Source organism: Acinetobacter sp. YH12039, from assembly GCF_013420015.1.
Classification (GTDB): domain Bacteria; phylum Pseudomonadota; class Gammaproteobacteria; order Pseudomonadales; family Moraxellaceae; genus Acinetobacter; species Acinetobacter amyesii.
This window is the reverse complement of record NZ_VOZA01000002.1, coordinates 143845-170833: the sequence shown is the minus strand read 5'-3', so window position 1 is coordinate 170833 and position 26989 is coordinate 143845. Positions and strand designations below refer to the sequence as shown.

The window sequence follows — 26989 nt, the reverse complement described above, 5'->3', positions numbered from 1 at the left end:
GTAAGCATAAAAACGATTTATGACCTATTTGGCGATTATTTATTCACGATATCGAATGAGTTTTGCAGGATTTCCCGCAATGATTGCACGCGCTTCAACATTTTTCGTCACCATACTGTTCATACCGACCACAGCCTGCTCAGCAATGTGAATGCCATCCTTGATTCCAACATGCGCCCCTAACCAAACATCACGCTCTATCTCAATCCCTTGTGATCGTACAGCCTGCTGATAAATGGGTTGATTAACATCCATTCCATGATCAAAAGCGTATAAATGGCAATATGCCGCCATACGAACCTGATCGTGAATTTTGATGCCCACTCGCCCACCATCTAAAATACAGTGATGATTGATCGCCACTTCATTGCCTATTTCTATTGGGCCATGCAAAGTGCAATCCGCCGCAATAAAGCTGTTATCTCCAATAACAATCTTACGTCCCGGTTCGGCAAAAATATGAGCCAATGGCGATATAAAACAGTTTTCACCAATTTCAACGGTTTCCATCGATTTGAGATAGTCTTGATATTCCTGTTGCCAAGCTTCGGCCCAACCACGATTTTTCGGTTTAAGTGACCAATACAACCAAGGCATATAATTCAGACGATGCTTATGTTGCTCTCGATATTTCAATAATGGATCTTGTTCATTCATCTTCATCAGCCTCGACGATATGCAGTTGTTCACGTCCGCGAGTTACATCTTGTATCTTTAACTGCAGTGGTTGGATTTGATGAATTTGCAATGATGCAAGTACATTTACACCTTCCACTGTGTAGTCTTCCTGAAATTCAATTTGCTGCTGATTGAGTTCATATTGGAAAATTGCCCACTCATTAAACTGACAACTAAATTGCACTTTTTTCTTCTCAATGAGTTCAATTTTTTCAGCTTGTAAAAGGCATTGACCGGCACAGCCACCATAGGCACGTACCAAGCCCCCAGTCCCGAGCTTAATTCCGCCATACCAACGATTAACCAAGACCAAAACATTGGTTAGGTCATTCCCTTCTATGGTTGCTAGAATGGGCCGACCTGCTGTGCCTGAAGGCTCACCATCATCATTAAAACGTACGGTATGTCCAATTTTCCATGCCCAACACTGATGTGTTGTTGAGATATCCTTATTGGCTTCGAGAAATTCTTTAACGGCTTGTTCATTTTCCACAGGAACTGCGATGGCTTGAAAACGACTTTTTTTAATGTCTTCTTCATATTCAAACTGTGCGGCGAGTGTAAATGGCATAACGTCTTTAGATCCTGTATCAAAGGACATTATAGCGTTTTTTGAAAGACTTACATCCACAAAAAAGCCTCCAAAACTGGAGGCTTGATTGGCACTGCGTTATTAACGTTCGCGAAGTGCTTCTTTGGCTTTATTGAATGGCTTGATTAAATATTCAAGTACAGTTTTCGAGCCTGTGCGGATATCAACTGTTGCCACCATACCCGGTGTAATACTAAAACTTTTACCTTCTTTATTGCTTAATTTATCACTATCTGTACGGATATAAACACGATAATAGAACTGATCTTGTTTCACTTCATCACGTAACGTGTCTGGTGAAATGACGGTCACTTTACCTTTTAAGCCGCCATAGATCGAATAATCATAAGCCGTAATTTTAACTAAGGCTTCTTGACCCGGACGAATAAAAGCAATATCCCGCGGTGAAATACGTGCTTCAACCAAAAGCTGTTCATCCAAGGGTACAATAGTCATCAATTTACCATTTTGCGGAATCACACCGCCCAATGTCATCACATCAATTTCTTTGACCACACCACGTACTGGAGATTTAAATACCGTACGACTCAACGTATCCGATTTGCCTTTCACCACTTGTTGCTGTGATTCAATATCCGTATTGGCTTTCGACAATTCTTCCCGTGATTTCACCAAATATTGGTTACGGACATCGTTTAACTGATTTTGTAAGTCATTCGCTGAACGCTTTAAACGAAGCACTTCAACTTCACTTGCTGCACCTTTGGCAACGAGCGGCTCAGTCATGGCCAATTCTTGTTGAACCAATACCAAAGCTTGTTTTAAGCCTGCAACTGATTCTTCCAAGTTTGCACGACGTGAACGATATAAAGCAGTCTCTTCATTCACTAAGGCCGGAATCTTTTGAACATCTTCAGGAAAACTGAGTGGCGTACCATTCACTTCTGCACGTAAACGCGCTGCTGTTGCACGAGATGCCACAAGTAAAGACTCAGTTTCACCGACATTTGATGCAAAACGAGTTGGATCGAGTTGTGCAAGGACTTGACCTTGTTCAACAATTTGACCTTCCTTCACATTCAATTTGGTTAAAATCCCTCCCTCAAGCGACTGAACAATTTGTTCTTTCGAAGATGGAATCACTTTACCTGTACCTGTAGAGACTTCCTCTAATTTGAATAACCAAGCCCAGATTAAAAGAATAGCCAGACCAATCGTAATAATCCAAATGATTAAACTCGATTTTGGTAATGGTGGCTCTTTAAAGCTGACTTTGGTCGAGCGTTGTATTTCTTGTTTATTTTCACTCATGATTTAAGCCCCAGCTACTTTTTTCTGAGCATTCTGATTCAGAATTTGATCACGAGGCCCATCCATGACAATTTTACCTTCGTTCACCACAATAATGCGGTCAACCAACTCAAGTACCGCACGACGGTGTGTTGCCACCACCATAGTTCGGTTTTGTAAATAACCTTTTAAATGATCGATCAACTGCTTTTCAGATACGTCATCAATGGCCGCTGTAGGTTCATCAAGCAATAGAATATTGGGTTGACGAATCAATAAGCGTGCAAGCAGCAATGCTTGGCGTTGACCGCCAGAGAAGCCTACACCACCTTCTAAAATAATATGGTCTAGCCCTTCTTTTTTCTCTTGAACAAAGTGAATTGCACCCGTAATTTTCAGTACTTCAATCAATTGTTCGTCCGTAGCCAACGGAGCACCCAAGGTCAAGTTTTCACGAATCGTACCGTAGAATAACTGTGCATTTTGGTTCAATAGCCCCATATCACGACGTACATCTGCGGGGTCGATTAAAGACAGCTCAATCCCATCTAATTTAACTTTGCCTTGTACAGGCGTTTGCATACCTGATAACAACTGAAGAAGCGTCGACTTACCAGCACCATTACGACCCAAAATTGCGATCTTTTCTCCGGCCTTAATTTCCAGTTTTGGAATTAAAAGACTCGGACGTGGATCATCTTCACCATACTTAAATGACACACCATTGAGTTCATAATGACCATTAATTGATGGTCGATGAATAAGGTGAGAATAATCCGGTTGATCGACAGGTTTCTTCATGAGCTCATCCAGACCGGCTTTTGCCACTTTTGCCTGTTGTAAACGACCTAATACCCCTGCCAATGCAGAAATCGGTGCTAACATTCGTGAGGACAAAATCGAACAAGCCACCAAAGCACCTGTGGTCATTTCACCTTTCATCACAGCAAAACAGCCGACAAGTACAACAATTGCAAACGTTAGACCCTGAATTTTTTGCGTCCATGCCGACATTAAGCCTACAATTTTACGTTGACGCATGCTGACATCAGCAGACACTTCATTCATGTGGTTCCATTGGTTTTGGAAACGTGATTCAGCACGAAGTAATTTGATATCCTCCATACCTTGCACAGATTCAACCAATAAGGCATTACGAATCGAAGACTCGCGCATACCCATTTGTGCAAGTTTAGCCAATGGTTTTTGCGCCAAAATCCCTGGAATAATCATCAAAGGAACCACCAACAGCATAACCCAAAATAGATTGCCGCCAATTAACCAGAAGATGAACAGGAACAAGAAGAAAAACGGTAAGTCGGCAATCGCAGTAACAGTCGTCGAGGTGACCATTTCGCGTACCCCTTCTAATTCACGAATCTGTGAAATAAAAGTACCTGTAGATTTTGAGCGTTCGCTATTTTTAATTCTTAATGCATGACCAAATACACGATCTGAAATTTTCAAATCGGCACGTTTACCAATAATATCCGACAAATAAATTCGTGAAACACGTAATGCAAACTCAAATATCGCTGCAATTAACACCCCACCCGCAAGTACCCATAAAGTCGGCACAGATTGAGATGGAATGACACGGTCGTACACATTCATTGAGAATAAAATGGTGGCTAGGGCCAAGATATTTGCCATTAATGAAGCAAACATAATGTCGATGTAGCGTTTCCAGTCTTTTAAAACGATCGACCAGAACCAATTTTTTTCAAACGGCTTGATGTATTCATCAACACGTGCATCGGGTACAGATGACTCTGGACGCAGAATATATATATTGCGAACGCCATGGCTCAATCGTTCAATAGAGAAGACTTGAGATAAACCTTCATCTCCGCTCAATTGGACACTGGCATTACCGTCTACGTCGATGCGTTCTACCACACCCACTTCACCACTGATAAACTCAACCAATACAGGTAAGCGCCATGGATTGAGCAGATTTATGTCGTATTTGTTTTTACGAACACTTAATCCAATTTGGCGTGCCATAACTGCGACCAGTTCATCGGCATTTTTGTGTTGATCCCAATCCAACTGCAACCGTATACGTTCTTCAGAGGGTTCAATTCGATAATGCTTTGCAATATTCAGAACCGCTTGTAGCCACGGTTGATAATTTATTGTATTACTCATGGCTGAACTTCAAACCCCTGAATAGATATATTATTAAGTTCATAGATATTTCGTGAACGCCCTGTCACTTGGATGTACTGTGCAAGTGCTGAGTAGATATCATATTGCGATGTCACAATTTCTTGTGCGGCACTATGTATGGCTTGCTCTGCATTCAGTAGATCGACAACCGTTCGAGTGCCTAATTTATATTGTTCTTGATACAGCTCTTTGGTTCTTACCGTTGTTTCACGGCGCTGCACCAATATCGACATTTGACGCTTTTTATTTTCGATTTGTTCACGAATCATTCGGACTTGATCAATCACATCCAAATACACTGTATTTACTTGTGCTTTTGCTGCTTCTTCTGCATAGCTTGCGGCACGTGTTTGCGCTGCAATTGCACCACCTTGGTAAAAATTACTGGTGGCTTCCAACATGATTGAATTATATAAACCATCATCTTCATCATTATTTGGATTACGGCCATTCACCGCCTGACTCAGACTGCCTTTGACATTGAGGGTTGGATAAGCACTTAATTTTGACTGTTGCTTTTGCAGTTTGGCAACTTGAACTCCAGCCTGTGCTTTCATCATGCTCGGAATCATCTTGAAGTCCGGATCCTCATATAAAGCCGCTGCAGTTAAGATCCGATCGGGTATCACCCAATTGATCTGACTTACATCAAAACCTAACAAGGTACGAAGTCGCTGTTGGTACTGTCGAAGTTGAGTTTCTTGCACAATTAAATTTGATTCCGCAGCTTCTAAATTTGACTTGGCTTGAATAGGGTCTGCTTGACTACTGATCCCTGCGGTTGCACGTAAATTAGCAATCTCAGCAATCCGACTCACACCGGCAATTTGCTGCTGCGCAATTTTAGCAACTTCTTGATATCGTTTAATGTTGATAATGGCATTTGCAACATCAAAAGAAACTTCATCTAAATTTACAAGTACATTAGCCTGCTCTTGTAACATTTTTGCTTCTTCGATACCGACAGCACTTTTGGTTTTACCAAAGTCATATAACATCTGCGTCGCATTTAAAGATACCAACTGACGTCCACGCTCGCCTTTAGTCAGATCTGCAGTGCTCAATCCACCTGAAATTTGGGGATAATATGCAGCATTCGCTAGGTCAATATTAGCGTTTTGCGATGCGACTGTAGCAATACTTTGTGTGATTTCTGGACGTCTTTGGACGGCGATATGTATCGCATCAATAAAACTTAGATTCTTCGCTACTGTGTTTGGATTATAGCTGCCTTGTTGTGTTCGACCATAAGCAACGGCTGGCATTTCTTGGACACGTGAGGTATCTAAATTATATTTACTGAGTTCGGTGATGTTAATTTTTTCGGCAGAAGGTTTAGGCTTATTAGGTAAAAAAATCTTATCTAATGTCTTTTGAATGGTACTTTGTGCAGTGCTAGTATCTGCTGCATACACTGAACCAATGGAAAAGGGTAATAATAATATACAAAAGAAATTACACTTATTTTTACGCGGACGCCCAACTTCTGGACCATTCATCTTTCGTAATCGCATGATTTTTGCAGGTCGTATTTTTAGTTTAAAGTATACTGAATTCTTGTTAATTTTTTAGATTAATCGCTCAGTTTTTGTCATTTCAGACAATAACATAAACCCGCTGAATGAAACTAGCGCCATTCAACGGGAAATTTCTTATATTATTCAATTAAACGATAAAATCATCACCAAGATAAACTTTACGTACCGTTTCATCTGCAAGGACTTCTTCTGGAGTACCTTCTGCAATCACTGAACCTTCGCTCACGATATAAGCATGCTCACAAATCGTAAGGGTTTCACGCACATTATGATCTGTAATTAATACGCCAATACCACGATCTTTCAATGTTCGGATAATGTCTTTAATATCACCCACTGAAATAGGATCGACCCCTGCAAAAGGTTCATCTAGCAACATAAATTTAGGGTCTGCAGCTAACGCGCGCGCGATTTCCGCACGGCGTCGCTCACCACCCGACACACTCATACCAAGAGAATCTTTGATGTGTGTGATTTTAAAGTCAGCAAGCAATTCCGTTAAACGTTGCTGACGTTGTTGCTTATTTAGATCTTTACGGGTTTCTAAAATCGACATGATATTTTCAGAAATGGTTAATTTTCTAAAAATAGATGCTTCTTGAGGTAGATAACCAATACCTTTACGTGCGCGCTCATGCATTGCCAAGTCAGACAAATCAAGATCATCTAAATGAATCTCACCTTTATCCATACGAACTAAGCCAACAACCATATAGAAGCTTGTGGTTTTACCTGCACCATTTGGACCAAGTAAACCCACAATTTGACCACTTTGCATGCTAAAGGACACATCCTTTACCACCCAACGCTTACTGTAGTTTTTGGCTAAATGCTTAATACATAAAGTTTGAACTTGCGAGGTCTGCTCCATTAATCACGTGCTCCTGGGAAGGACTTAGTGCTTGACGGCGGAATCACGATTTGTACACGACCTGAAGAAGATCCAGATTTATTTGGCGTACCTTCAGCAACGATATCGCCTTTATTCATACTGTATTTCAAGCTATTACCACGAATACTTGCACCATCTTGTTGCAACAAAGCACCACCCGTCATGGTGATAATACCTGTTTCAGCATTGTAGACGATTTTCTGTGCTTGGCCTTTCGCATAGCCTTTGGCAGGGTCAGTTTTTTGTTGGAAATGTGCTGGCCCACCCGTTGCTGTAATCGTACTGATCTCTTTTTTGCTGTTTAAGTTCGCAACGATTGAGTTTGCCTGAAGCTTCATCGAACCCTGTTCAATGATGACATTACCGGTATACGTCGTAATCCCAGTTTTTTCATTAAATGTTGCACGATCGGCAACCAATGAAATCGGTTGATTACGGTCTGAAGGCAAAGCAAAAGCTGCAACTGAACATAACGCCAGTGAACCGAGTAGCGCTGTACGTTTTAGGAAAGTTTTTGCAGTTTTTCGATTAAAATTATGGTTCATACTTTCCTCGAATATTAAAAAATTCGTATTGACCGCCGTTTAAATTTGCTTTTAAACCTTGGCTGACAAATTCGGCTTGTGGTGAAATCACCGTTACAGTCTTGTCCGTTTCTATTTCACGCTGTTTTGGAAAAGCAGTTAGTTCCTCAGTACGAAACTCCATTTGCCCTTCACGCATCAATTTCGTTGCAACCACATTGTCACTCAGCACGACTTTTTGGTTATCGTCCATACCATTGGCTTGTTTGGCAAAAAACGTGGCATCGACAGCACCATCTTGATAGGTCGATGCTTTCAGATTGACCAAATGAGACGTTTGCTTTTGCAAATCCTGCTCAAGTCGATCGACTTGCGCACGAATATGCAATTTTCCCTGCTCATCAGTCTGCGTCAGGTTAATGTTTTCAGCTGAGTAAGTCATACTTTTCGAAGAGTCCGCCTGAAGCTTATTACCCTTTCCACCGAAATAATAAAAACCACCGCTTACTGCAGCAATGACCACAGCTGTCACGTATAAAACTTTAGTATCCATAAGCGGAGATTCAATCCAATGACTGCATCAATTTATTAATAAGGTGCACTTGCATATTTTTCAAGTAGTTCCTGGTATACACCTTTAGAAACTAAAAGCATATCGCAGATTTCACGAACAGCACCACGTCCACCCATCGCCTGCGTAACAAGATCTGCACGGCGACGTACTTCTAAATGTCCATTCGGTACGGTCACTTTCATCCCTGCAATAGCAAAGGCTGAAAGATCCGGCCAATCATCACCCATATATAGGCAATCTGAAGGATCAATACCAAACTGTGCACAGGCTTCAGTCAAGGCAACACCTTTGTCTTCACGTCCTTGAAAGACCAAATCGACACCTAAGTCAGACATGCGTTTTTCAACAATATTACTTTTACGGCCGGTAATAATGATGACTTTGATACCCGCTTTTTGCACTAACTTCATGCCCAAGCCATCACGAATATCAAAAGATTTGATTTCATCGCCACTATTGGTCAACGTTACAAATCCATCACTTAAAATTCCATCTACATCCAGTACCAGTGCTTCTATGTGACGCGCTTGTTCTAGCAATACATACGATGCCATTTTCTTAATTTACCCCAGCCTGAATCAGATCATGCATGCTGATAATCCCAATCACTTTATTGGCATCATCAACAACTACAAATTGTGTAATTTTCTTTTCGTTCATACGTTCTAAAGCATGTACCGCACGTTCTTCTTGTGAAATCGTCAAAGGATTTTTAATCATCACTTCTGAGACTTTCATATTCACATCAAAGCCTTGCTGTTTATCAATCAAACGACGTAAATCACCATCGGTAAAAATGCCCAATAAGGTATCGTTTTCATCGACGATCGTGGTGAGACCCAAACGTTTATTTGAAATTTCGTACAGGACTTTATTCATTGGTGTCTCTGGCGACACTTTGGGTAAGTCTTCACCTGTATGCATAAGATGTTTTACATGCAATAACAAACGCTTACCCAACGCTCCAGCAGGATGAGAACGTGCGAAATCATCTGAGGTAAAGCCACGTGCATCCAATAATGCAACTGCAAGGGCATCACCTAAGGCTAATGTTGCAGTGGTACTTGAAGTCGGCGCTAGACCCAAAGGGCATGCTTCTTGAATATTACCCAAGGTCAATGCGACATCAGCATTTTGTGGCATTGGGCCTTTATTGTCGCCACTCATGGTAATTAGAGGAATGCCCAAATGTTTGATCAACGGCATGAGCATCATAATTTCATCACTCTTACCTGAGTTTGAAATTGCAATGAGCACATCACCTTTAACCAACATGCCCAAATCACCATGCCCCGCTTCACCCGGATGCATGAAGAAAGATGGCGTACCGGTCGAGGCAAACGTAGCGGCCATTTTACGACCGATATGACCCGATTTACCCATACCAGTAATCACTAAACGCCCTTTGCACTGTAAAATGATTTCGCAGGCTTGGCTAAAACGATCATCTATTTGAGTCGCTAATACTTGTAAAGCATGCTCTTCAATACGCAAAGTTTCTAATGCGACTTTCTGAAAATCGACTTGATTCGGCATATTTGGTGGATTCAAAGTTGTTATACCTTAAGCCGTGAGAGGTGCGCTCTCACTTTCAAAATAAAAAATTTTCACAATTTTATCATATCTATGCAAATAGCACGTTTCCAAATGTATAAGAATTCATGAATTATGCAGAAAAGATGCATTTCTTCATTTTTATCTTCCGGACAGATAAATTGAATTCAGCACTCGAATGAGATTCAGACCGAATCCAATGAGCCTTCTACGCTATTTTTAGCAACGCAAAGACATCAAGCATTAAAAAATATCTGCTTTTTTGGGTTTTAACTTTATGAATAAAAATGCTTAGGTTAAGATGAGCCATCTTTTGGTAGAAACAATTTGAAGACCTATGCAACCTTTTGTTCTATATAACTCAGAGCAACGTAAAAAAGTAGAATTCGTACCTCGTAAAGAAGGACATATCGACATGTATGTCTGTGGAATGACCGTGTATGACTACTGTCATATTGGTCATGCTCGAGTTATGGTTGCATTCGACTACATTATCCGTTTCCTGCGCAGTCAGGGCTGGAACGTTAAATACGTTCGCAACATTACCGATATTGACGACAAAATCATTGCTCGTGCCAATGAAAATGGCGAAAGCATTACTGCTTTAACCAATCGCTTTATCAAGGCCATGAACGAAGATGCTGCCAATTTAGGTTGTGCAGCACCTGATGAAGCACCACGTGCAACAGACTATATCGATCAAATGCAGAATATGATTGGTAACTTGGTTAACAAAGGTACAGCATATCCATCTGCAAATGGCGATGTTTATTTTGAAGTTGAAAAGTTTGCCAAATATGGTCGTCTTTCGGGTCGTAAACTTGACGACATGCAGGCTGGTGCTTCTGAACGTGTTGATGTAGAAGTAGAAAAGAAACATCCTTTTGACTTCGTGCTTTGGAAACATGCCAAAGAAAATGAACCTTCTTGGGCTTCGCCTTGGGGCTATGGTCGTCCGGGCTGGCATATTGAATGTTCAGCGATGTCGACCTGCTGCTTAGGTAACCATTTTGATATTCATGGTGGCGGTTCAGACTTAACTTTCCCACATCATGAAAATGAAATTGCGCAATCTGAGGCATCTACTGGCGAACAGTATGTTAATTACTGGATGCACGTCGGCTTTATTAATGTCGATGGCGAAAAAATGTCGAAGTCTTTAGGTAACTTCTTCACTATTCGTGATGTGATGGATAAATTCCACCCTGAAGTGATTCGCTTCTTTATTGTGTCATCACATTACCGTAGCCCAGTAAACTTCTCTGACACTGCTTTAAAAGAAGCGAAAAATACCCTTTCCCGTTTCTATCATTCATTTAAAGCTTATCAGCAAGTCTATGGTGAAAAAACCGTAGAAACTTTGGATGATGCTTTAGTTGAGCGCTTTAACGCCGCTATGCGTGATGATTTCAACACCGCAGAAGCAATTGCGGTATTGTTTGAAGTCAACAAAGAATTGAACCGTGCCGTAAAAGATGAAAATGCTGAACAAGCGGCTGTGTATTATTCGACATTGCGTCACTTAACCAATATTTTAGGTTTGGTTCAGCATAATGTTGATGAATTCTTAAAATCAGATATTGGTCAGGAAGCTCTAGGTCTCTCTGAAGAGCAAATTGAAGATTTAATTCAACAACGTAAAGATGCGAAAAAGGCCAAAGAATTTGCCAAAGCAGATGAAATTCGTCAATCTTTGTTAGATCAAGGTGTTGTCCTTGAAGATACTCGTCAAGGTACTATTTGGCGCCGTGCTGATTAATTGAGCAAACAGAAGCATAGAGAGTTGACAGTTGTGTGAAATTCTCTATAATTCACCTCATTGCGGGAATAGCTCAGTTGGTAGAGCATAACCTTGCCAAGGTTGGGGTCGGGAGTTCGAGTCTCCTTTCCCGCTCCAGAATACGAAAAACCCTCATCGAAAGATGAGGGTTTTTTTATGTCTAAATTTTTCTTCAACGGCTTATTTTTAGATTTATTTACTCATGTTATGCACATAAAAGTAATTTCGCATTTAGGGATTGAATAAAGAGATTAGCCTTCGGCTGGAGGTACACATACGATACGTTGTTTTTCATTCGGCAAAATGAGATGCGAAGCTTCGCAAGGAAACCATCTTGCGGTGCAATGCACCTCACCAACAAAACTCGTTCACTACCGTCAAATTATTCAACGTATCGCAAAAACATTTTTGATTAGAAGTCGTCCTGTCTCAAACAATTGCGCATGACATTACCGCGTATCTTTATTATTTGAAGCAAAGTACGCTTCTGATGCTACTGCGTCACCTCAGTTATTTATTATATTGTAGCGACGTTAATAGGCCTTAATTTTCCCCCAACGAATAAGGCTTCCCCTATTGCCACACGACCTTTCACCTACCTGTTAAAAAATAATCTGATGAAATGCTCATCTCGCCAATTTTCCTCAATTTTTCTCCATAATTTTCCGTTATTCTTTGCCAAAATTACATTTGGACAACCAAATAATGCACGGCGCGCACACTACACTCAAACTGACCAGCTTAAGTTACGCATTACTTACGATCTCAACATCAATTTGGGCCGCAGATACTGTTCAAAATCCGCAAGAATCTGTAGCAGTTCAGCAAATGGAAGCTTTAACATTTGAAGTTCCGACAGCAAGCACTAAGCCCAAAGACCCAGATATCAGTGCTGTCGCAAAAACTATTATAAGCCGTGATGAAATGTTGAAATTTGGCGATCAGTCAATCAATGATGCGCTGCGCCGTGCTGCAGGGTTTCAACTGCCCGGTGCTGGCGGTGGTCCACGTGGTGGTGCAGGTGCTGGCGGCATGCGCTTTCGTGGTGGTGGCGCACCCGTGTTTTTAATCAATGGTGAACCTGTACAAGGTGGTCCTCGCGGCGGCATGTCAGTTGTTGATAGCATTACACCGGAAATGATCGAACGCCTTGAAATCACCAAGCAACCCAGCGTTGCTCAAGGCTCGGTTGCTTCATCTGCAGTCATTAATATTATTTTAAAAGAACCATTGAATGGCACGCGTTTGAGTGGATCTGTACGTGCTGGTTATGGCCTAACCAAGTCAAATACACGTGAAGAAGAACGCACCAATTTAAATTTTCAAATGGATGGTCGTTCAGACCCTTGGATCTATAGTTTATCTGGGAGCCAAATGTGGAATGATTCAGATACACTCACCCGTACACAAGATGCAACAGGAACGAAAACTCAAAAACGCATCACCAATCGTACGTCGCAAATGCTGACCCCACGTGTTGAATATCAACTTGATGATCAACAAAAACTGGTCGCTGAAATGTTTTATCGCAACAATGAAAGCGAAGGCACAAGTGGCTCCCAAGTCCAAAAAGATAAAAATGACAGCATTCGACTCAACACACGATATGAGCGTAAAGACCAAGGTAATTCCGACAAAATTCGCTTATCAATCGAGCAGCAAAATGAAACGGAATTTACAGAGTATAGAAATTCTCAATCATATATTGATGAACAAATTAATGAATATGGCTTAGGCTACGACGGTGTCCGCAAGTTCGACTCAAAACGCCAAATAAAATTTGGTACTGATCTACGTAGCAATGAACTTGAAAGCAATATTGCAGAGACCTTGGATGAACAATTGTATGCTGCCTATGTTGAAGGAAGTTGGAAATATACGCCGCGCCAAACCTTAACTCTAGGTGTACGCCAAGAGTGGATTGATCGTTCAGGTTTAGTGGATTATCAAGATCAGCATTTAAGTCCTGTATTAGCACACCGTTTTGACTTTAATGACCAATGGTCACTCCAAACCAACTTGAGTCAGGCTTTTAAAAATCCACGTAGCAATCAATTGATGCCGACGGTTTCAGTTTCTACAGATAGTGATGCTGGGACACTAAACAACCCTGATCGTGGTGGTAATCCTGACCTAAGACCTGAAACTATTAATGCTTACGAAACAACCCTAGGTTATAACACCTCTGCTGGCGGCGTAAATATCACAGCATATTATCGAGAAATTAATGACTATATCGAAAAATCGATCCTGTCAGAAAATACTACAGGTGGTCGTTGTGAAGCAGGAAATACCGATTGCCGTTTTGTCGAACGTCCATATAACCAAGACAGTGCAACTACTTATGGTGTGGAAATTGCTGGACGTTATGCACTGAAGCAAACGGAGAATGGTCATTCATTTATGTTGAATGCTCAACTTTCAACTGTACGTGCAAAAATTGAAGAAACTGACGGCTCTGACCGTTTGGCAAGTGATGTTGCACCTTATACCGCAAGTGCTGGTTTATCTTATAACTATCAACCGTGGCGTATTGCAACAAGTGTGAACCTCAATTATACCCCTGAATATACACGTGCGCTGAGTAACGAACCGTACAATCGCACCAGCAATGAACGCGTCAATATGGATGTGAGTTTTACTAAACGCTTTGATCAAAATTGGTCTGCATCGGTGAATGCACGTAATATTCTCAGCTCAGATTATAAAGAAGTGTTAAAAGAACAAAGTTCTGGCGCGCTATACCAATCTCGTATCAATGAAGCAATTCCAAGCTTTATGTTTACCTTAGAAAAGAAATTCTAAACCGTTTCTAAGAGACTTCTAAGAGATTTAAAATAAAAAACCGATACGGACAACGAATCGGTTTTTTATGCGTACACGACCGCAAACTAGCGCTCAATTGCCTTCAACATTTTCGCAATTTTTAGGGTATGTTCCTTCTGCCCTTTTTTCTCTAAGACCTTTTGCTCAACCCACCATAAATATTCAAAAATTTCTGATTCACTAGAATCCTCTTGAATTAATTTAAAAATATTGGGCAAATAATCATCATATTCATCACGTAAAGCAGGAATACGGCGAATCCCTAACGGGTCCCATTCCTTCAATAAAATTTTATGTATCGCATGCAAGAGACTGGCATCTCGATTATGTTTTGACTGCATACAAGTTCCCTGGCTTATATTTTTTTACTTTTAAAATCAGTTATCTAATTATGTGATGATATTAAAAGAAAAATGAACTGTTGTTTGTCGAAGATTTCATCATACGCATCTCTAAACGCTTTTCCATTGGTTTTTCATCTTTTTTTTATACTAAACCAAAGCTTTATCAAAATATCATGCACTTTTTCTCATAAATTTTGCCAATAAAGCCTTTCGAGAATCCCTTACTTCACAGTACAAAGGTTTTAAATGCTAAGTTCAATTTTCAGACCTAATCATTCAAAGAAAAAAACAATATGCTTCAAGCCAACTTCTATATTTATCTCTTTTCGCAATTGTGAAAAATTTACAGTTTTCCTTTTTAATCTCCGACAATTCAAGCTACATTCTATTTTGAAATTTTAATCCTGAAAAATCCCTATGAGTACTGCATTAAACGAAACCATTTACGTCATTCAACACCTTGCATTTGAAGATTTGGGTTCATTGGAAGATGTATTTTATCAACTGGGTTATCGGGTGAGATACTTCGAAGCTGGTATCGATGACCTCAGTAAAGCTATGCAACATACAGGGCTTACCATCATTTTGGGCGGCCCGATCGGAGTTTATGAAACTAATGACTACCCTTTCCTACAAAAAGAAATAGACTTACTTAAAGTACGTTTAGCGAGCAACTTACCGACTTTAGGCATTTGCTTAGGTGCTCAGCTTATTGCACATGCATTGGGAGCTAAAGTTTATCCAGGTCATAGCAAAGAAATCGGTTGGAGTGCCTTAGAGCTTGATAATATTGCTGACAATATATTAGCGCCGTTAGATCAAGTGCCTGTACTGCATTGGCATGGTGATACCTTTGATTTACCTACAAATGCAAAGCTACTTGCCAGCTCGACAATATACCCGAATCAAGCGTTTAGCTGTGGGCCCAATATTTTAGCCCTACAGTTTCACATCGAAGCAGAAGCACAGGCCATGGAAAAATGGCTGATTGGGCATACATGTGAATTACATAAAGCACAAATTAACATTCCAAATTTGCGCATGGAAAGCCAACAACATACACCTCATTTAGAACGTGTTGCTCCCATGATTTTGCAACAATTTTTACAACAGCTTGAGCTTTAAAATAGCTATTAATTTAAAGCTAAATGGCTTATAACAGTTGCACTTCAAAACGTATAAGCCATTAGAATGACTCCCTTACTCAGTATTGCGCTCATCCACTTTTTTGCTCTCATCAGCCCAGGCCCAGACTTCTTTTTCGTCACTCAAAGTGCCATTCGACAATCCAGATCACATGCATTATTTGCCGCATTAGGTATTTCACTCAGTATCTTGGTTTGGTCAATTTGTGCAATAAGTGGCTTACATTTTCTATTTCAAAAAATGGCTTGGTTACAACAATGCCTCATGATTTTGGGCGGCCTATATCTTTTATATTTAGGCACTCAGTTATTAAAGTCTGCGTGGAGTAAAGACCTCGGCACAATAACAAAACCAACCGAGCAAGCTGTACAGAAAAAATCGCCTTTGACGCTATTATTCCAAGGTTTCTTGACCAATATGGCCAATCCTAAAGCATTGGTTTATTTCAGTAGTGTATTTTCCATTGGAATCAGTGCAAAGGTCAGTATTTTTGATCAAAGCTCTTTATTAGCTTTAGTCTTTATTGAAAGTTTGATTTGGTTTGCATTGGTTGCGGTCTTATTCTCAGCACCTAAAATGACGCATTACTATCAAAAATTTAGTAAAAAAATTGACGCAATTACCGGTGGAATCTTCATCAGTTTTGGCTGCCTATTACTGCTCAATCGCGATTAATCAAGCACCAATTAAATATCTGCCAAACATAAAAAAGCACCCAAATGGGTGCTTTCCTAACTTAACTGAGGGAGCTAAATCTTATTTCGCTGCTGCCTTTGCTGTAGACACAGCCGCTTCAGTCGTAATATTTACCGTAATTTTGTCGCCTACATTCGGTACATATGCACCTACACCAAATGCTGAACGATCAAAAGAAGTCGTTGCATTGAAACCAATCGTTTCCGCCTTAGTCATTGGGTGAACGGCTTGCTTGTTCAATACAGCGTCCAATACCACTGGTTTAGTCACATTTTTAACTGTTAAATCACCCGTGATTTTGTATTTAGTTTTGCTGATCGCTTGAACTTTTGTACTTTTAAACGTGATATTTGGATATTTTTCAGCATCAAAGAAATCAGCTGTTTTTAAATGATCATCTAATGCTTTGACATTGGTATTTAAGCTTGATAATGGAATCGTCACATTCACAGACGAATTTGCAGGTTTTGCATTATCGACATTAATTGTCCCTTGAATGTCACTAAAGTTTGCAGAAGGCGTTGAGAAACCAAAATGATTCCAAGTAAATACTGTTGCTGTATGAGTAGGATCAATTTGATAGGCAACAGGTTTTGCCATAGAAATTGTTGTAACTGATGCTACCGCCAAACCGATTGTTAATGCTTTAAAGTTCATGTTTTTATCTCACTATCGAATACTATTAAGTCTATAGGTTTTTAACCGTATTACAGCTTTAAAGATAAAACGTTTTGTTGCATGTTTAGAACGATAGTTTTGTAAAATCTGTAGCAGCATCTACAACCACTCTCAATTATTAAATTTCCCATATATTTCAAATAATTAATAATTTAATTGATCCATGAGTTATTTATCCTAAATTTAGGAAACATCAACCTATCTGAGTCGTAGGTTTTCTAAACAAATCCACTTAAGATTTTTAGACATCATAAAAATCTGAGTACCCAAAAATGACAGAACAATCGCTGGCTATTGAAAAAGCCTTAAATACTAAAACGCCCAAAGATGTCGTTTTGGCATTTCTTATGAATACTTCAAAAGAACTCGTCGAAAATGCAACTCAGCTACTGGTAGCCGAAGACGCAGCGTATGTTTCCCTAAACTTCAGCAACCCAGAACTGAAACAAATTGAGCCATGGGCTGGGTCTGGCACAGGCAGAGCCATCTATATTTATACCTTTGCCAACGTAGGCACTTACTGGAATATCGACGACTTTCAAATCACCGATATGATCGCTGAGGATGAAACTGTAGCTGTATTTGGTCAATTCACCTACACCTCAGTCTATGCAAAAAATACTTTCACCTCGCCTTTTTCAATTAAAGCCAAAGTTCAAAACGGTTTAATCAGCTTTTTCCAATTTATGGAAGATACCTATGCCTCAGCCTCATCGTTCCGCGTAGGTGGAGAATGGATCATTCAGCAAGATGCTGACCCGGCTAAAAACTTTAAAGTTTCAGCTTAATACTGAGATGCGCAAAAGCTGCTGTTGATTTGGAATGGCCTTTTACATTGAGTTAATGACAGCGGTATTGGATAAATCCGGTTTTTCTCGCGATTTGATCATACAGCTTTTGCGCAGTTTCATTGTCCTGATGCGTAAGCCAATACACACGGTCACACTGCCGCTGATCACAATATTCTTTCACTTTCGCGATCAGCGCCTTGCCAATGCCCTGCCCGCGATAATCCTCAAGGGTATATAAGTCCTGCAAATAGGCATAAGGCTGCAATGTCCAGCAGCTCTCATGTTCAATGACATGCACGATCCCAACCACTTGATGATCAATCACAGCTGCAAAGCCATACATATGTTCGCAGTCAGCAGCATGTAACCTGTGCCACGTTCGCTCGGTCATTGCATCTACCACCTGACTTTTATAAAATTTTAAATACAGCTCCCAAAGCGGCTGCCATTGGTTTTTTGATATTTCTGTTAAATTTTTAATCTGTATTTGCACGTTCAATGTCTTTTTTAAATGATCACTGGATTTTTATAACTGAAATAAAGCTTCATGTGTTGAAAACACTTTATTTAATGCGCTCTTTTTTAAGAATAATGAGTCTTGAAAGGACGTTTTCTTATTTGTTTTATAAACTTATCTTTTTTATAAATACGATAGGCAAATAAAAAGCCCGAAGATTCGGACTTTTTGGCCATTCGGCTTATAGCTTTTCAACCAAGATCCGATCTACCTGTTTTAGACCTGTATGCTTTTCATGGTTCTTACGGCGAATCTTAATCACTTTGTCATCTTGCAAATCTTGCAGCATCAACTCTACTGCAACCATGGCTTCAAGCTCTAAGTCCGCGCCTATCCATTTCTGTTCACCAGCATCCATCAGTACAATTTCATCATTTATCTGATCATAAAGGCTCATCGTTTCCTCACTTGGGGCAACATTGCACCCGTGGCTGAATACTGCATGAATGAATTAATTTTAAACCAATGCTTTAATTCATTCGTTACAAATCGTTATTTCACAATTAAAAATAAATTTAATCTCTGCAATAAAAAACGCCCCTTCTCTGGGGCGTCTTTATTACGGTTAATCTTTACAGATTAAGCGGTAATTTCTTTCACTGCAGCAACAACAGCATCAGCTGTGATACCGAAGTGTTTGTACAAGTCTTTTGCTGGAGCAGATTCACCGTAAGTCGTCATACCGATTACACGGCCGTCAAGACCTACAAATTTCCACCAGTAATCCACATGCGCAGCTTCAACCGCAACACGAGCGCGGATCGCAGCTGGAAGAACCGCTTCACGGTAAGCAGCGTCTTGTTTTACGAATTCTTCAGCACATGGCATAGAAACCACACGTACGCCTTCTAACTGTGCGTAAGCATCCATTGCCAATGAAACTTCTGAACCTGTTGCAATGATGATTGCTTTCAACTCACCTTTTTCTTTTGCAAGTACATAACCGCCTTTCGCTACGTCAGCAATTTGATCTGCTGTACGAGTTTGGAATGGCAAGTTTTGACGAGAGAAGATTAACGCTGTAGGGCCTTCGCTACGTAACAATGCAGATTTCCAAGAAATAGACGCTTCAACAGTGTCACATGGACGCCAAGTGTTTAGATTTGGTGTACCACGTAAAGATGCAATTTGCTCTACAGGTTGGTGTGTAGGACCATCTTCACCTAGACCAATTGAGTCATGTGTATACACATGAATCACACGCTGTTTCATCAATGCAGACATGCGTACTGCATTACGTGCATATTCCATGAACATCAGGAATGTTGCTACATAAGGAACGAAACCGCCATGCAGCGCTACACCGTTCGCAATTGCAGTCATACCGAATTCACGTACACCGTAATGAACGTAGTTACCCGCTGGGTTAGATTCAACGCCTTCTGCGCCTTTCCATAAAGTCAGGTTAGAACCTGCAAGGTCAGCAGAACCACCTAGAATTTCTGGAAGCTGTGGTGCAAATGCTTGAATGGCATTTTGGCTCGCTTTACGAGTAGCGATTGTTTCAGCTTTAGCATTTACTTCAGCAATATAAGCATCCGCTTTTGCTGCGAAGTCAGCAGGAAGATCACCAGAAAGACGACGTTTTAGTTCAGCTGCTTCTGCTGGATATTTAGCAGCATAAGCAGCAAATGTGTCGTTCCAAGCAGATTCAGAAGCAGTACCTTTGGCTTTTGCATCCCAAGCTGCATAAACATCAGCAGGAATTTCAAATGGACCTTCTGCCCAGCCCAAAGCTTCACGAGTTAAAGCGATTTCATCATTACCAAGCGGCGCACCGTGGCAATCTTCTTTACCTTGTTTATTTGGTGAACCTAAACCAATAATGGTTTTACAGATAATTAAGGTTGGTTTGGTAGTTTCAGCTTTTGCTTCAACAGTTGCCGCACGGATTGCATCTGCATCATGACCATCAACTTTAAGCACTTGCCAGCCGTATGCCAAGAAACGCTGTTCTGTGTCGTCAGAGAACCAGCCTTCTACTTCACCATCAATTGAGATGCCGTTGTCATCGTAGTAAACAACTAATTTACCCAGACCCAAAGTACCTGCCAATGAACATGCTTCGTGAGAAACACCTTCCATTAAACAGCCGTCGCCCAAGAAGCAGTATGTGTTGTGATCTACAACTTTGATGTCTTCTTTGTTGAATTGAGCCGCTAAAGTTTTTTCAGCTAGTGCAAAACCTACAGCGTTTGCAATACCTTGACCCAATGGACCCGTGGTTGTTTCGATACCCGGTGCATAACCCAATTCTGGGTGGCCTGGAGTTTTAGAATGCAATTGACGGAAAGATTTCAAATCTTCAATAGACAGGTCATAACCTGTTAAGTGCAATAACGCATATTGCAACATAGAGCCATGGCCGTTTGACAATACGAAACGGTCACGGTTTGCCCATTGTGGGTTTGCAGGGTTGTGGTTGAGGAATTCACGCCATACCACATCAGCAATATCTGCCATCCCCATTGGAGCACCTGGATGTCCTGAATTTGCTTTTTGCACAGCATCCATTGCCAATACACGAATTGCGTTTGCAATACGACGTTCGTTAAGCGGGGTTGTCATAGGTCAGAGTCCAAACAAATGGTTTAAAAGAGTAAGATGAATAAGAATTCAAAGATGCGCATATTGTCTTAAAAAAAGCGGAATGGGTAAAGCCTCAGGGGCAAATTTTCGCTAATTATTCCTGCACCACCTGTATTTTGGGCGCTTATTGCTCAATTTCAAGCCTATGCATGTCGTTTATTTTGTATACAGTGACGCTTTTATATGGCGAATCAATGACAGCGCAATGCATATTTAGAGTTTGGCAGAGAAAGCAACCGCTTCATAACTGATAAAAGTCCGCTACATCGAATGGAAATCGTGAATATAAATAGCAGCCAAAGCCGATCCAGATAAATGACCATTTGAAATTTGATTTCATATAAAATACACCCTCTACGGTTTGGGTAACTCAAACAGCAAACTCATCCCTTTGAAATCAGCACTTATCCAATATACTCACGGTTTCACATTCAATATTTATATACCACGACATGTAGCAGGTAAATTTCGCTGCGAAATATCATCCGATTGACAATTCCAAGCACCATTTAAACCATCTGGAATACTAAAATAGATCTGCTTTGAGCGAAGAGCAAAATTGACATCTGTTGATTTAAAGGTAAAAACCACTGAACACGTTCCTGCCACATCAGTAATTTCACTACTCGCAATATACTTGGTACTGATACTTTCATTCAACGCTGTATTCAAATCTACACAGCTTTGCTCCACTGAATAATTTTCAATCAGTTTTAATTTATAGGGTGAAATCATTGTTAATACTTCAGCCACTTGCGCCCGAGCGACATAGCCATTGTAAGATACAGTAGCAATTGCAGCCAAAATACCGATGATTGCCACCACGATCATAATTTCAATGAGTGTAAAACCAGACTGTTTCATTACGTTTCCCCATTCAACGTAATGACAAATAGGCAATTTGCGTACCAAGTCTCAAAAGCCCGCACTTATTGTGTTTTATTTTTCAAATTAAACGAATAATTGTCGTTTACAGTCACATTCTGGCAGTTCATGACATTCATTATTGATAAATCTCAGGATATTGATTTGATTTTTTCTAATAATTGATTCACTTAAAAAGCCAATTTAGGCATTTTAACGCCTAATCACATTGTTACTCGTACCAAAGCCCAATATCTCTGTTTTATCTCATCATAAAAATTTAAATTGAGAAATCCATAGCTCATATCAATTTTTTAGATGCCTATATCAATTAAAAAGTCATTGAAATGAATTAATTTCATCCAATTTGGTCATGTTGAGCTAGTCCTAAACGCTTTCTCGATGTAACATATTGCGTCTTTAAATTTAACTGTGATAGGACTTATGCGCGAGTACGCTGTATTTACCTCGGAATCTGTAAGCGAAGGCCATCCGGATAAAATGGCTGACCAAATCAGTGATGCTATTTTGGATGCAATCTTAAAAGAAGACCCATATGCACGGGTTGCTTGTGAAACGCTTGTAAAAACGGGTGCGGTTGTACTTGCCGGTGAAATCACAACAACTGCAAATGTTGACTTTGAAGCGATTGTTCGTAACACCGTAAATGGCATTGGTTACCACCATTCAGATCTTGGCTTTGATGGTTCAACTTGTGCCGTGATCAACATGATCGGTAAACAATCACCTGAAATTGCTCAGGGTGTTGACCGTCAAAAACCAGAAGATCAAGGTGCGGGCGACCAAGGTTTAATGTTTGGTTATGCAAGCCGTGAAACTGATGTGCTTATGCCAGCACCGATTTCATATGCGCATCGCTTAATGGAAAAACAAGCTGAACTACGTAAACAAGGCAAACTTGCTTGGTTACGTCCTGATGCAAAAAGCCAAGTAACATTTGCTTATGAAAATGGCATGCCAGTTCGCTTAGACGCAGTTGTACTTTCAACTCAGCACGATCCAAAAATTACTCAAGCTCAATTGAAAGAAGCGGTAATTGAAGAAATTGTGAAAAAAGTGATTCCTGCTGAAATGTTCCATGCAGACACTAAATTCCACATCAACCCAACAGGTATGTTCGTGATTGGCGGCCCTGTAGGTGACTGTGGTTTAACAGGCCGTAAAATCATTGTAGATACTTACGGTGGTATGGCTCGTCACGGTGGTGGTGCGTTCTCTGGTAAAGATCCATCAAAAGTTGACCGTTCTGCTGCTTATGCAGGTCGTTATGTTGCTAAAAACATTGTGGCTGCTGGTCTAGCTGACAAATGTGAAATTCAAGTGTCTTATGCGATTGGTGTTGCAGAACCAACATCTATCTCGATCAACACATTCAATACTGCAAAAGTATCTGAAGATTTGATTATTGCACTTGTACGTGAACACTTTGACTTACGTCCATACGGTATTACTCGTATGTTGAACTTGATCCAACCGATGTACCAACAAACTGCTGCGTATGGTCACTTTGGTCGTGAAGGTTCTGATACCGCATTCACATGGGAAAAAACTGACAAAGTGGAAGCGCTTAAAGCATCTGCTGGTCTTTAATCTTAATAGATTAATTTCTCAAATCTGCTGGTCTTTAATCTTAATAGATTAATTTCTCAAAAAAGCCTGCATTAATTGCAGGCTTTTTTATGCCCCATATGTCCATAACTAAAACATCTAGGATAAAAATAACGAGTGTAAAAAATATTGACTAAAATTTACGCCTAGCTTATTCATAAAACACCAAAATAATTTAAGAACAATATCATGCCCTTTCCATTAGACTTAAAATTTATTACTGCAACTGAAGAACAATTAGGATTTAAGTTTCCAGAAAAATATAAAGCCAAAATGCAAATTGAAAATGGTGGCGAATTCGGCATTAGCTTTTCTAGTGCGGATGAATTTGAAGATGGTGATGATATCGAAGCATGGTGGCTCTTCCCCTTCCAGGACACCAGCGATGTGAAAAGAATAAAACGCACAACGAATCATCTAGCCGCAGAACATCAAACTATAAGTAAAATTGAAGACTTCCCTGAAAACAGCATTGCCATTGCACATAACGGTGATGGCGATTATTTATTGATGCGTACGGTAGACGATACACAATTGGGGGAAGAAATATATTTATGGCGCCATGAAGACAGTGAATTTATCTATCTACTTGTGACTTCAATTGAAGAATTATTTAGACAAAACCCTTAACGCTATAAGTAGATATAAAGGCTTTTAAACTACAAAATATGCTGGATAAAATTACACTAAATCAACAATTTTTGATCGATTTTTGAATATTTTTTCAGCTAATATAAATTCAGCCCATGCTACGGGCATAACAAAAAAAGGAAAGATCAAAATGAATAAATTACTTGTTGCTTTAGGTTTGGCTGCAACTGTTGCACTTGTTGGCTGTAATAAAGACAAAGCGCCAGAAACAGGTGCAACAACTGGTGAACACCTAGAAAACGCTGCTGACCAAGCAGGCCATGACATTGCTGATGCAACTTCAGAAGCAGCAACTGCGACAGCTACTGCTGTAGATAATGCTGCAACTGCAACTGCGACAGCAGCTGATAATGCAGCAGAAAATGCTGAAGCTGCTGCACACAATGCAAAAGAAGCAGCTAAAGACGCGACTGCTGCAACAGCAGGTGCTGTTGAGCAAGGTGCAGCAAACGTGAAAGAAAAAGCTCAACAATAAGCATTCTTTAAAAAAAGCACCTTCGGGTGCTTTTTTTATATTTGTCTTTTGTTCAGCGTGTTGTTTCAATCCATTTTTAACTTGAAATTTAACTGACGTCAGGTCAATCTTATGACGTCATATATATAACAAATTTAGAGAAAAGAATGTCTTATTCACATCATACCGAAAAACATTTTATGGAACGTACTGGTTGGCTACGTGCATCTGTACTCGGTGCAAATGATGGCATTATTTCCGTCACCAGTTTAATTATGGGCATGGCCGCAAGTGGTGCTTCTAGCCATACCTTACTCATTACCTGTATTGCAGGACTCATCTCTGGTGCAACCTCTATGGCTGCGGGCGAATATATCTCTGTGAAATCTCAAGAAGACGTCGAAAAAGCAGATCTTCACATGGAGCATAAAGAATTACAACGTAACCCAGAAATGGAGCTTAAAGAGCTGACTCAAATTTATGTAAATCGTGGGTTAGAGCCAACCCTAGCCCATGAAGTTGCAGTCCAATTGACGGCCCATGATGCACTAGAAGCCCATGCGCGAGATGAAATTGGAATCCATGACAATACCGCAGCAAAACCCGTTCAAGCAGCACTCTCATCGGCTTTAGCATTTTCAATTGGTGCACTATTTCCGATGGTTGCGATTTTGATCAGTGCTAACATGCATATTGAAAAAACCGTTATGGCCGTTGGCGTGATTTCCCTAGCACTCCTCGGTGCCTTAGCCAGTTATGCAGCAGGCACTTCTATGTTGAAAGGCAGCCTACGTGTTGCGCTTTGGGGCATTGCAGCCATGCTTTTTTCTAGTTGGATTGGTTCTTTATTTAATGTAAATCCAGTTTAACGCTCGCTTTATCAGTTTTTCATATATGTTAAATCATTTATACGCAGCAATGATTGTGTGATTTTTCAACAATATTCATTTTTACAATATATAAAAACCGTAAAATAGAGCTACATTTTTTAAGCTTTTTTCTCCATGTCTGTAATTGCTGCGCCAGCCAATCGATCCAATGTATCGATTTGGGTGGCTTTTGTTTTATTAATTTTAGGCACCCTTGGTGCTTATCTGGTTGCGGGCGTTAACCAAGCATTGCTATTTTTAATTGGTGGTGCTTTGGGTATGACGCTTTATCATGCTTCTTTTGGTTTTACCTCGAGTTGGCGTGTCTTTATTAAAGAGCGTCGTGGTCGTGGCTTGCGTGCACAAATGATCATGTTGGCTTTGGCTGTATTACTTTTTTTCCCTGCCTTAGGTGCGGGTGAATTATTTGGCAACCCAGTCAAAGGTAACGTTAATCCTGTTTCAATGTCCGTGATGATCGGTGCCTTTATTTTTGGTATTGGTATGCAACTTGGCGGCGGCTGTGCATCAGGCACCCTGTACACTGTGGGCGCAGGTAGTGCACGTATGATTGTAACGCTGATCTTCTTCTGTACAGGTTCATTGATTGCAACTTCACATATTCAATGGTGGTTTGACCTTCCCCACTTTGAGCCGATTTCTTTAGTCAAAAGCTTTGGTGTAGTCCCTGCACTGATTTTAAACTTTGTGCTCTTTGCAATGATTGCCGCAGCAACAATTTACTTTGAAAAGAAACGCCATGGTCAGCTTGAAGTTGAACCGCAAGCCAAGCAACACGGCTGGAAACGTTTTCTACGTGGTCCATGGCCATTGGTTTGGGGCGGAATTATCCTGACTTTACTGAACTTTGCCACACTCGCACTTGCAGGCCGTCCTTGGGGCGTGACCTCTGCCTTAGCCGTTTGGGCCGCAAAATCAGCAAGTGTCATGGGGATCGATGTCGCATCTTGGGCATATTGGCAGCAACCTGCAAATGCTAAAGCACTGACCGAGTCATTATGGTTTGATATCACGTCAATGATGAATTTCGGCATCATGCTCGGAGCTTTACTCGCAGCGAGCCTAGCAGGCAAATTTGCACCGAACTTTAATATCCCAAAACGTTCACTGCTAGCGGCTGTGATCGGTGGTTTGATGTTGGGTTATGGCGCACGTTTAGCATACGGCTGTAACATTGGTGCATATTTCAGTGGTATCGCTTCAGGTAGTTTACACGGCTGGTTATGGTTAGTATTTGCCTTCATTGGGAACGGTATCGGCGTCAAATTACGTCCAATCTTCTTCCCTGGCGAACGTCCACAACCGGAAAAACTAACAGGCTGCTAATTTCTGTAAATAAAAAGCCCCTCAAATGAGGGG

26 protein-coding genes and 1 tRNA gene are annotated in these 26989 nt (G+C 40.5%); 11 read left to right on the top strand and 16 right to left on the bottom strand.

The genetic code is table 11. The features are described 5' to 3' along the window. Nucleotides 1–39 precede the first annotated feature (39 nt). The 10 genes from FTT98_RS01940 to FTT98_RS01895 form a co-directional block, all read right to left on the bottom strand. Nucleotides 40–657 (bottom strand): DapH/DapD/GlmU-related protein, encoded by a 618-nt coding sequence (locus tag FTT98_RS01940; RefSeq protein ID WP_180040044.1) that lies wholly within the window; start codon nt 655–657, stop codon nt 40–42. Next, nucleotides 650–1249, bottom strand: a complete 600-nt coding sequence (locus FTT98_RS01935) for a YigZ family protein (RefSeq protein ID WP_180040046.1) — start codon at nt 1247–1249, stop codon at nt 650–652. Before FTT98_RS01935 ends, FTT98_RS01940 begins: the two co-directional genes overlap by 8 nt. 102 nt (nt 1250–1351) lie before the next feature. Then, nucleotides 1352–2542, bottom strand: a complete 1191-nt coding sequence (locus FTT98_RS01930) for an HlyD family type I secretion periplasmic adaptor subunit (protein WP_180040048.1) — start codon at nt 2540–2542, stop codon at nt 1352–1354. A 3-nt stretch (nt 2543–2545) separates the two neighbouring features. Continuing rightward, nucleotides 2546–4672 carry a type I secretion system permease/ATPase gene (locus FTT98_RS01925; protein WP_078193563.1) on the bottom strand — a complete coding sequence of 709 codons (2127 nt, stop codon included), beginning with the start codon at nt 4670–4672 and terminating at the stop codon, nt 2546–2548. Continuing rightward, a complete protein-coding gene (locus FTT98_RS01920; RefSeq protein ID WP_180040100.1) occupies nt 4669–6192 on the bottom strand; it encodes a TolC family protein in 1524 nt (507 codons plus the stop codon). The genes FTT98_RS01925 and FTT98_RS01920 overlap by 4 nt, the downstream gene beginning before the upstream one ends. Before the next feature lie 166 nt (nt 6193–6358). Further along, the gene (gene lptB, locus FTT98_RS01915; protein WP_180176929.1) at nt 6359–7102 is read right to left on the bottom strand and encodes an LPS export ABC transporter ATP-binding protein; all 744 of its coding nucleotides are present in this window, start codon (nt 7100–7102) and stop codon (nt 6359–6361) included. Continuing rightward, entirely contained in the window at nt 7102–7668 is a 567-nt protein-coding gene (lptA, locus tag FTT98_RS01910; RefSeq protein WP_111883783.1) for a lipopolysaccharide transport periplasmic protein LptA, read from the bottom strand. Before lptA ends, lptB begins: the two co-directional genes overlap by 1 nt. Continuing rightward, nucleotides 7658–8200 (bottom strand): LPS export ABC transporter periplasmic protein LptC, encoded by a 543-nt coding sequence (gene lptC, locus FTT98_RS01905; RefSeq protein ID WP_180040052.1) that lies wholly within the window; start codon nt 8198–8200, stop codon nt 7658–7660. Before lptC ends, lptA begins: the two co-directional genes overlap by 11 nt. 35 nt (nt 8201–8235) lie before the next feature. Continuing rightward, on the bottom strand, nt 8236–8775 hold the full coding sequence (locus tag FTT98_RS01900; RefSeq protein ID WP_078188762.1) for an HAD family hydrolase: 540 nt from the start codon (nt 8773–8775) through the stop codon (nt 8236–8238). A 4-nt stretch (nt 8776–8779) separates the two neighbouring features. Next, the gene (locus FTT98_RS01895; RefSeq protein ID WP_168377848.1) at nt 8780–9757 is read right to left on the bottom strand and encodes an SIS domain-containing protein; all 978 of its coding nucleotides are present in this window, start codon (nt 9755–9757) and stop codon (nt 8780–8782) included. A gap of 355 nt (nt 9758–10112) precedes the next feature. Here FTT98_RS01895 and cysS point away from each other — a divergent pair, with 355 nt between their 5' ends. From cysS to FTT98_RS01880, 3 genes are all read left to right on the top strand, one after another. Beyond that, nucleotides 10113–11534: a cysteine--tRNA ligase gene (gene cysS / locus FTT98_RS01890; RefSeq protein ID WP_180040054.1), complete on the top strand. Its 1422-nt coding sequence runs from the start codon at nt 10113–10115 to the stop codon at nt 11532–11534. Nucleotides 11535–11596: 62 nt separating this feature from the next. Continuing rightward, nucleotides 11597–11672, top strand: a tRNA-Gly gene (locus FTT98_RS01885). 588 nt (nt 11673–12260) lie between these two features. Next, nucleotides 12261–14360, top strand: coding sequence for a TonB-dependent siderophore receptor (locus FTT98_RS01880; protein WP_180040056.1), 2100 nt, complete (start codon nt 12261–12263; stop codon nt 14358–14360). An 86-nt stretch (nt 14361–14446) separates the two neighbouring features. Here the strand turns inward: FTT98_RS01880 and FTT98_RS01875 are convergent, their stop codons facing one another. Then, nucleotides 14447–14722 (bottom strand): hypothetical protein, encoded by a 276-nt coding sequence (locus FTT98_RS01875; protein ID WP_078193570.1) that lies wholly within the window; start codon nt 14720–14722, stop codon nt 14447–14449. A gap of 420 nt (nt 14723–15142) precedes the next feature. Here FTT98_RS01875 and FTT98_RS01870 point away from each other — a divergent pair, with 420 nt between their 5' ends. After that, nucleotides 15143–15850 carry a glutamine amidotransferase gene (locus FTT98_RS01870; RefSeq protein ID WP_180040058.1) on the top strand — a complete coding sequence of 236 codons (708 nt, stop codon included), beginning with the start codon at nt 15143–15145 and terminating at the stop codon, nt 15848–15850. Between the two features lie 66 nt (nt 15851–15916). After that, nucleotides 15917–16546 carry a LysE family transporter gene (locus tag FTT98_RS01865; protein ID WP_180010148.1) on the top strand — a complete coding sequence of 210 codons (630 nt, stop codon included), beginning with the start codon at nt 15917–15919 and terminating at the stop codon, nt 16544–16546. Nucleotides 16547–16627: 81 nt separating this feature from the next. Here FTT98_RS01865 and FTT98_RS01860 read toward each other — a convergent pair whose 3' ends face one another. Then, nucleotides 16628–17224 carry a YceI family protein gene (locus FTT98_RS01860; RefSeq protein WP_078188771.1) on the bottom strand — a complete coding sequence of 199 codons (597 nt, stop codon included), beginning with the start codon at nt 17222–17224 and terminating at the stop codon, nt 16628–16630. A gap of 293 nt (nt 17225–17517) precedes the next feature. On the opposite strand from FTT98_RS01860, the gene FTT98_RS18035 reads away from it, so the two are divergent. Continuing rightward, complete coding sequence (locus FTT98_RS18035; protein ID WP_252725773.1) at nt 17518–18033, top strand: nuclear transport factor 2 family protein; 516 nt, start codon at nt 17518–17520, stop codon at nt 18031–18033. A gap of 52 nt (nt 18034–18085) precedes the next feature. On the opposite strand, the gene FTT98_RS01850 is transcribed toward FTT98_RS18035, so the two are convergent. The 4 genes from FTT98_RS01850 to FTT98_RS01835 form a co-directional block, all read right to left on the bottom strand. Further along, the gene (locus tag FTT98_RS01850) at nt 18086–18529 is read right to left on the bottom strand and encodes a GNAT family N-acetyltransferase (RefSeq protein WP_373685110.1); all 444 of its coding nucleotides are present in this window, start codon (nt 18527–18529) and stop codon (nt 18086–18088) included. A gap of 205 nt (nt 18530–18734) precedes the next feature. Further along, a complete protein-coding gene (locus FTT98_RS01845; RefSeq protein WP_180114028.1) occupies nt 18735–18950 on the bottom strand; it encodes a hypothetical protein in 216 nt (71 codons plus the stop codon). A gap of 182 nt (nt 18951–19132) precedes the next feature. After that, a complete protein-coding gene (gene tkt / locus FTT98_RS01840) occupies nt 19133–21121 on the bottom strand; it encodes a transketolase (RefSeq protein WP_180176928.1) in 1989 nt (662 codons plus the stop codon). 459 nt (nt 21122–21580) lie between these two features. Beyond that, complete coding sequence (locus tag FTT98_RS01835) at nt 21581–22006, bottom strand: pilin (RefSeq protein WP_180003834.1); 426 nt, start codon at nt 22004–22006, stop codon at nt 21581–21583. 444 nt (nt 22007–22450) lie between these two features. Between FTT98_RS01835 and metK the strand changes: the two genes are divergently transcribed. From metK to FTT98_RS01810, 5 genes are all read left to right on the top strand, one after another. Beyond that, complete coding sequence (gene metK / locus FTT98_RS01830) at nt 22451–23617, top strand: methionine adenosyltransferase (RefSeq protein WP_078188779.1); 1167 nt, start codon at nt 22451–22453, stop codon at nt 23615–23617. A 207-nt stretch (nt 23618–23824) separates the two neighbouring features. Then, entirely contained in the window at nt 23825–24265 is a 441-nt protein-coding gene (locus tag FTT98_RS01825) for an SMI1/KNR4 family protein (RefSeq protein ID WP_180022259.1), read from the top strand. A 151-nt stretch (nt 24266–24416) separates the two neighbouring features. Continuing rightward, nucleotides 24417–24761 (top strand): hypothetical protein, encoded by a 345-nt coding sequence (locus tag FTT98_RS01820; RefSeq protein ID WP_078188782.1) that lies wholly within the window; start codon nt 24417–24419, stop codon nt 24759–24761. A 146-nt stretch (nt 24762–24907) separates the two neighbouring features. Continuing rightward, complete coding sequence (locus FTT98_RS01815; protein ID WP_168377647.1) at nt 24908–25609, top strand: VIT family protein; 702 nt, start codon at nt 24908–24910, stop codon at nt 25607–25609. Between the two features lie 135 nt (nt 25610–25744). After that, nucleotides 25745–26956: a YeeE/YedE family protein gene (locus FTT98_RS01810; protein ID WP_180176927.1), complete on the top strand. Its 1212-nt coding sequence runs from the start codon at nt 25745–25747 to the stop codon at nt 26954–26956. The last annotated feature ends 33 nt before the right edge of the window (nt 26957–26989 follow it).